This window comes from Vulcanococcus sp. DEBay_Sum22DG08_74, from assembly GCF_017852955.1.
Lineage (GTDB): Bacteria > Cyanobacteriota > Cyanobacteriia > PCC-6307 > Cyanobiaceae > Vulcanococcus.
Genome location: NZ_JAFMKL010000101.1, coordinates 1 through 5,945 on the forward strand (window position 1 = coordinate 1; position 5,945 = coordinate 5,945).

5 protein-coding genes are annotated in these 5,945 nt (G+C 63.4%); 4 read left to right on the forward strand and 1 reads right to left on the reverse strand.

Annotated features, from left to right (window positions below):
- Positions 1-115: 115 nt before the first annotated feature.
- Positions 116-373, reverse strand: a complete 258-nt coding sequence (locus tag QZ184_RS09570; RefSeq protein ID WP_296419298.1) for a hypothetical protein — start codon at positions 371-373, stop codon at positions 116-118.
- A gap of 112 nt (positions 374-485) precedes the next feature.
- Here QZ184_RS09570 and QZ184_RS09575 point away from each other — a divergent pair, with 112 nt between their 5' ends.
- The 4 genes from QZ184_RS09575 (at position 486) to QZ184_RS09590 (ending at position 5,853) form a co-directional block, all read left to right on the forward strand.
- Positions 486-647, forward strand: coding sequence for a hypothetical protein (locus tag QZ184_RS09575; RefSeq protein WP_296419300.1), 162 nt, complete (start codon positions 486-488; stop codon positions 645-647).
- A 102-nt stretch (positions 648-749) separates the two neighbouring features.
- Positions 750-2,372 (forward strand): ABC transporter transmembrane domain-containing protein, encoded by a 1,623-nt coding sequence (locus QZ184_RS09580; protein WP_296419302.1) that lies wholly within the window; start codon positions 750-752, stop codon positions 2,370-2,372.
- On the forward strand, positions 2,369-4,477 hold the full coding sequence (locus tag QZ184_RS09585; protein ID WP_296416735.1) for an ATP-binding cassette domain-containing protein: 2,109 nt from the start codon (positions 2,369-2,371) through the stop codon (positions 4,475-4,477). The genes QZ184_RS09580 and QZ184_RS09585 overlap by 4 nt, the downstream gene beginning before the upstream one ends.
- Before the next feature lie 5 nt (positions 4,478-4,482).
- A complete protein-coding gene (locus QZ184_RS09590; RefSeq protein WP_296419304.1) occupies positions 4,483-5,853 on the forward strand; it encodes an HlyD family type I secretion periplasmic adaptor subunit in 1,371 nt (456 codons plus the stop codon).
- The last annotated feature ends 92 nt before the right edge of the window (positions 5,854-5,945 follow it).

Below are 5,945 nucleotides of genomic sequence, written 5' to 3' on the forward strand. Positions count from 1 at the left end.
ATCGGATGTTCGATGACAGTCCCCTGAATGGGTTTGTCTTCATCTCCTGTCACCCGTTCGTCGTCATCTGTGATGGGCAGATGCGTTTCTCCTTTAAGGCCAGTTGATGCGTTGCTCAATGGCGACGCCGTGCCGCCATTGGGGCCGTTGTGAGCGCCACCACCGCCACCTGTCCCACCACTGCCGCCGCTAGCGGTGGCATGTCCAGGTCCGCTTCCGCCTGAGGGCGTGGTGTGGGCCGCCCCCCCGTTTGCGCCCGCGACTCCAGCGAGGCCTTGCGCTTCCACTCCGGTTCCAGCGCTTCCGCCGCCCCCTCCGCCACTGATGCCCTGGGATTGATCGCCCCCTGCACCTGGCGTTGGGAAGGGCTCAAAGTCAGAGGACCAAGGCCGACTCAGGCCTGCGTCGGGAAGGGAGGAGGCGGTGCCGGTTCGCCCAGTCGTTGTGTCCGCCTGAAGTGGTCTGCCCCCTTCCGGGATGGATTCATGCGCCTCTTCGAACTGCTCACGGCTGCCGTCGTGCAGGTTTTCCATCCCGAACATCCGCCGCAGCCGGTTGCCCACGCGCTTGGCGATGGACTGCTCGAGATTGCTGCCTTCAGGACGATCGGCGGCCATGGGAGCTGGAGCACTTTCCCCTCAGATTGACCAATTTCCTGTCATTCAGCACAGGTTTGATGAATAGCGCTACAGCTCGCTGCTATTGACGTTTGTCATGCCTAGTTTTTGCAGAGATCGGCCTGGGGCTCGGTGGTTCAAGCCTGGTGGCAGCGGCTGAAGCGCATCTCTGGGGATCCGGGTATCCGACCTGACTTGGATGACCCCACGGTGCGGGTGGTGATCGCCGCTTCGATTGCGATCAACCTGCTGGTGTTGGCGATCCCGCTGTACATCAACCGCATCTACACCTCGGTCCTGCCGCAGCAGGCCGGCGACAGCCTGGCGGTGATCACCATGCTGTTGGCAGCTGTCCTGGTCCTCGATGTGGTCCTCAAGGGGCTGCGGGCCTGGGTTCTCAGTTGGCTTGGGGCATCCTCTGAGCATCGGCTCCGGCTGGGAGCGATCCGCTCGCTCTTGGCTAGCGATATCAGCAGTGTTCAGGCCCAGCCGTTGCAGGCCCGCCTGGCTCAGCTCCGTACACCGGCGGCCTTGCGGGGTGTCTTTGAGCAGCAGTGGATCGTGCGCCGCATTGATCTTCCCTTTGCTCTTGTCTACCTCTTTGTTCTGCTGCTGATTGGCCATTGGCTGGTGATCCTGCCCCTGCTGCTGGCACCGGTCTTCATTCACTACGCCCACCAGGCCTCCCAGGCGATGCTCGCCGCGATCGAGCAGAAACACCGCCTGGAAACCAGCCTCAATGAAACCCTGCACGCCAGCCTGCTGGGGGCCCCCACGATCAAGACCTTCAATCTCGAGGGGTTCTTGGTGCGTCGCCTGGAGCCGTTGCAGGAGCGCCTTGCCCAGGCAGGCTTTCGCCAGGAGGCGACCACGGCCCGGCTGCAAAACCTCTCGGGCCTCTTTGCCCAACTCAATCAACTTCTGATCGTCAGCTTCGGCGGTTGGATGGTGATCAACCAGGACCTCTCCAGTGGGGCCCTGGCGGCCTGCACCCTTCTCAGTGGTCAGGTGACCATGCCGCTGGGCAAGTTATTTGCTGCTGAAGGGCAACAGGCCAGCCAGTGGCAAGCCAATCACGACTACCAGCAGCTCGAGCAACTGCCCCAAGAACCCAACCTCCTGGTCGGCGATGAACCCCCAGCCAGCGGATCTCTGGAGCTCCCCCAATTCACCCTTCCCCAAGGAGGGGCCTTGGCCTTGGTCGGTGGAGACGTCGATAGCTCCTCGGCTCTGCTGAAGTCCATCACCGCTCTTGAGGGAGAGCTGCCCCATCACGCCAGCTACGCCGGTCGGCCGCTGCAGAGCTATCAACGCTCGCTCCTGCGCCGCCGCCTGCGGCTGCTGGTGCCCAACCCCCAACTCAGCACGGGCACGTTGCTTGAGAACCTCACCCACTTCCGCTCCGATCAGCTCGGGCCACGGGCGGCCCAGCTCTGTGAGCAGTTAGCTGTTGCCCCCTGGATTCAGGCTCTGCCGCGCGGCTACGAGACGCCGATCGGTGAGACCCAAGACTTTCCCTTGAGCCGCAGCTTGCGCTTCCGCGTCCAGGTCATCGCAGCCCTGCTGGATGAACCTGCGGCCTTGTTTTTGGACACCTCCCAGGTGGACCTACCCGCCTCCGAATTGCAGTGGTTCCTCGGGATTCAGTGTGAGGCCTCCAAGTTGGTGGCCCTGGAGGCCTGGCCTCCGGGATTGCCGGCGTCCATTCCGACCCTGCAATGGAAGGCCAGCGAGCTGGTGGAGGTGCAGCCATGATCGAGATCGCTCCACTGTTTGATCGCCTGCGCCAGAGCGAGTCCGCCTCGGCGCGTCTGCTGCCGGATCTTCTGGAAGCCCTGGATTGGTCAGGCGAGGCCATTCAGCTCCGCAATGCCATCAGTGGATCCCCCCAGTCCATGGACGGGGTCGATCTGATGAACACCCTGGCCAACCTGGGCTATCGCTGGACGGTCATCCCCCTGAGCGCGCGCACACCGCTGGCGCAGCTGCAGCGACTCGATTACCCCCTGGCCCTGCGCGCCGACCAGGCCAACTGGGAGTTCCGCTTGGTCCAGACCGCCGAGCAACTGGCTGGCTTGTTGGCCTTGGACCAGGCCTACTACGCCTACGACATCCGCTTTGAACCGGAGCGAGCTGGCGAGAAGCGGCAATGGTTCCAGGCCCAGGTGCTGCGTTTCCGCGGCGGGATCACCGAGCTCTATGTGATCTCGCTGCTGATCAACCTGCTGGCGCTGGCGATGCCCTTCTATATCCGCGCCGTTTACAACATCGAAATCCCTGGCGGGCAGGTGGGGGATTTGTTCCTGCTGCTGCCCTTCGCCATCACGGCCGTGCTCCTGCAGCTCTGGCTGACCCAGCGGCGTCAGGCCCGCTTGGCTGATCTGGGCGCGGAGCTGGATTTGCTCCTCAGCATCCGCGTGCTCGAGAAGGTCCTCTTGCTGCGCCTGCCCCAGTTGGAGCGCTACACCCCGCTCACCCTGGCCAACCGACTGCGCAGCTTCCAGGGTCTGCGCACCTACCTCACCGGTCCGGTGGCGCTGGCGGCCTTGGATCTGCCCTTCATCGGCATCTTCCTGGTGGCCATCGCCGTGATGAGCGTGCCCTTGATGTTGCTCACCGTCTTGATGGTGCTGGTTTGCTTTGGCGGGGTTTACCTCGTTGGACTGGCCGGCCGTGCCGTGCAGCAACCCCTCAGCCGCAACCCCTCCAACCTGGAGCCGATGCTGTTGGATCTGCTCCAGAACTTCGCTGAGATCAAGCGTGCCGGAGGAGAGCGCCGCTGGTACAGCCGCCTGGAGGAGGCCTCCAGTGAATCGGCGATTCAGGGGCTCGGGCCACTGCGGCTGCAGCAACTGCTGGCGATCCTCACCGGCGAGTTCTCCCAGCTGACCGGAGCTTTGGTTCTGGCCACAGGAGCCGGCATTGCGATCGCCGGAAATTCCGGCATCGAGCTGGGCACCTTGATCGCCACGATGTTCTTCGTCTGGCGGGTCTTCCGCCCGATCCAAACGGCCTACCAAGCCCTGAGCCGCTGGTCCCAGATGCGGCCGAACCTCGAGCGCCTGAACCGCTTCATGGGGGCCTCGGAAGTCGAGCCCAGCACGAGCCTGAGTCAGCGCTGGGTGCTTCCCAACCCCAAGGGTGCCCTGGTCTTTAAGAACGTCACCTTGCGGCTCAACAACCTGCAGGAGCCCACCCTGGCTCAGCTCTCCCTCAAGGTGAATCCAGGTCAGCTGGTGGTGCTCTCGGGGCCGGAAGGCTCAGGCACGTCCTCTGTTCTGCGTTTGATCAATGCCCAGATCACCCCAGGCAGCGGCGTGATCACCCTGGACGGCTCGGATCTGCGCCAGATCCCCTTGGGGCAGCTGCGTCAGGCGATGGCCTTCTTGCCTGAAGACGCTGGGGTCTTCCCTGGAACCCTCCGGGAGAACCTGCTGCTGGCGGGCCCCTTCCTCACTGATCAGGATCTGCAACAGGCCCTGCAGTCCCTTGCCCTCGAGGAATTGCTGGAGGGCAAGGGACTGGATCGGCTCGTCGCCCTGCAGGGTCCCCATGCCCTGCTGCCCCATCAGGTGCAGGGGGTCGCCTTGGCGCGGTTGCTCTTGGCGGAGCCCGTTGTCCTGCTCCTGGATCAACCGCTTGGGGCGCTGCAACCCCACAACCGCCGAGCTCTGCTGCAGGTCCTGGCCCAGCGCCGCGGCAAGGGGACAACGCTGGTGGTGTCAGATGCGCCTGAGCTGCTTGAAATTGCCGATCAGATCGTCATCCTTCGGGAAGGATCTGTGGCCTTTGCCGGTACCCCTGCGGAGTTAATCGCTGCGCAGCAAAAACTTCCTCCTGCGCCTGCCAAGGCCGCCTAATTCCGATGAGCCTGTCCTCCCCGAACCCCCGCGATCTCCAGAGCCGCAAGCGCTCTGATGACGAGAGCTCCATCTGGCACCTGGAAGCGGATCCCTCCGACCAGGCCTTTGGCCATGGCCGCCGCGGCGAAGCACTGTCCCTCGAGGCCGGTCAGGTTCCCCCCAACCTGCTCCGCTGGCTGAAGGGGGTGACGGCGGTTTTTGCAGGCTCCATTGCGGTCTCGGCGATCATCCCGATCCAGGACTACGTCGTGGCCTCCGGTGAGATTGAGCCCGCCGGGGAGATCCAAAAGGTGCAACACCTTGAGGGCGGCATCGTGCGCCAACAGCTGGTGTCCGAGGGCCAGCGGGTCAAGAAGGGCCAGGTCATGCTCAAGCTTGACGAGGGGGAGATCGGCTCCCAGGAGCAGCAAACCGCAACCCGGATCACCAACTTGACCCTGGAGCAGCGCGAGTTGCGCAAGGCTCTTGGGGAGGAGGCGATGAACAGCAAACAGCGCACGCCAACCCGTCCTTCAGCGGAAGTGGAGAAGGCCTTCCGAGATCTCCAGGATCAAAAGGCCAGGGACATCACCCGTCAGATCACCCTGGCAGACCAACGCCTGGCCACCCTGCAGGCCAAGCGCAAGGAATACCTCGATGAAGTCGCGCTGCTGAAGGAGCAGACCAAGGCTTACGAGTCGTTGGATCGCAGCGGAGCGATCCCCCACAACGACGTGCTCGAGGCCCGGCGTCGCATCGCTTCCACAGAAACCCAATTGGCGGAACTGGACGGAACGATTCAAGAGACGGAGACCCAACGCTTTGAACTGCGGGCCAAACTCCGCACCGACACCCTGGAGCAGCTGGCGAAAGTCACCAGTGAGAAGGCTGAGCTGCAGAGCGTGCTGGGCCGTCAGCTGGGGGAACTGGAGCGGCTGCAGGTGCGCTCACCGGTTGATGGCATCGTCAAGAGCTACACGATCAAGACCATCGGCGGGGTGATTGCGCCGGGCAGTGTGGTCGCCGAGGTCGTTCCGATTGGTCAGCGCCTGGAGGCCTTCACCCGGGTCAAGCCCAAGGACATTGGCAACGTCCGGATCGGACAGAAGGTGGAGGTGAAGGTGCTTGCCTACGACTACAGCCGCTACGGCACCGTGACCGGAAAGGTGGAGTCCGTGTCAGCTGGAACCTTCCAGGATGAGAAGACCGGTGAGCCCTACTACAAGGTGCGTGTGGCCTTGGATCGCGAGTATGCCGGCAAGGCCAAGGGCAAAAACCTCTTGGTGCCAGGCATGACGCTGACCGCCGATATCCTCACGGACCGCACCACCTTGCTCTTTTATTTGCTGGGCCCGATCCGCAAGGGCTTTGGCAATGCCATGCACGAGGGTTGATCACCATGCTGCACCGATCACGACGCCGCTTCACTGTCCTGTTCGCACTGGCTGCTTTGGCGGGGAGTACCCAGCCAGTGGCGGCCCAGCCC

What these genes read in the sequence shown, in the direction of transcription:
- QZ184_RS09575 (WP_296419300.1), top strand. Translation starts at nt 486, where the DNA reads ATGCGCCTCTTCGAACTGCTCACGGCTGCCGTCGTGCAGGTTTTCCAT.
- QZ184_RS09585 (WP_296416735.1), top strand. Translation starts at nt 2,369, where the DNA reads ATGATCGAGATCGCTCCACTGTTTGATCGCCTGCGCCAGAGCGAGTCC.
- QZ184_RS09590 (WP_296419304.1), top strand. Translation starts at nt 4,483, where the DNA reads ATGAGCCTGTCCTCCCCGAACCCCCGCGATCTCCAGAGCCGCAAGCGC.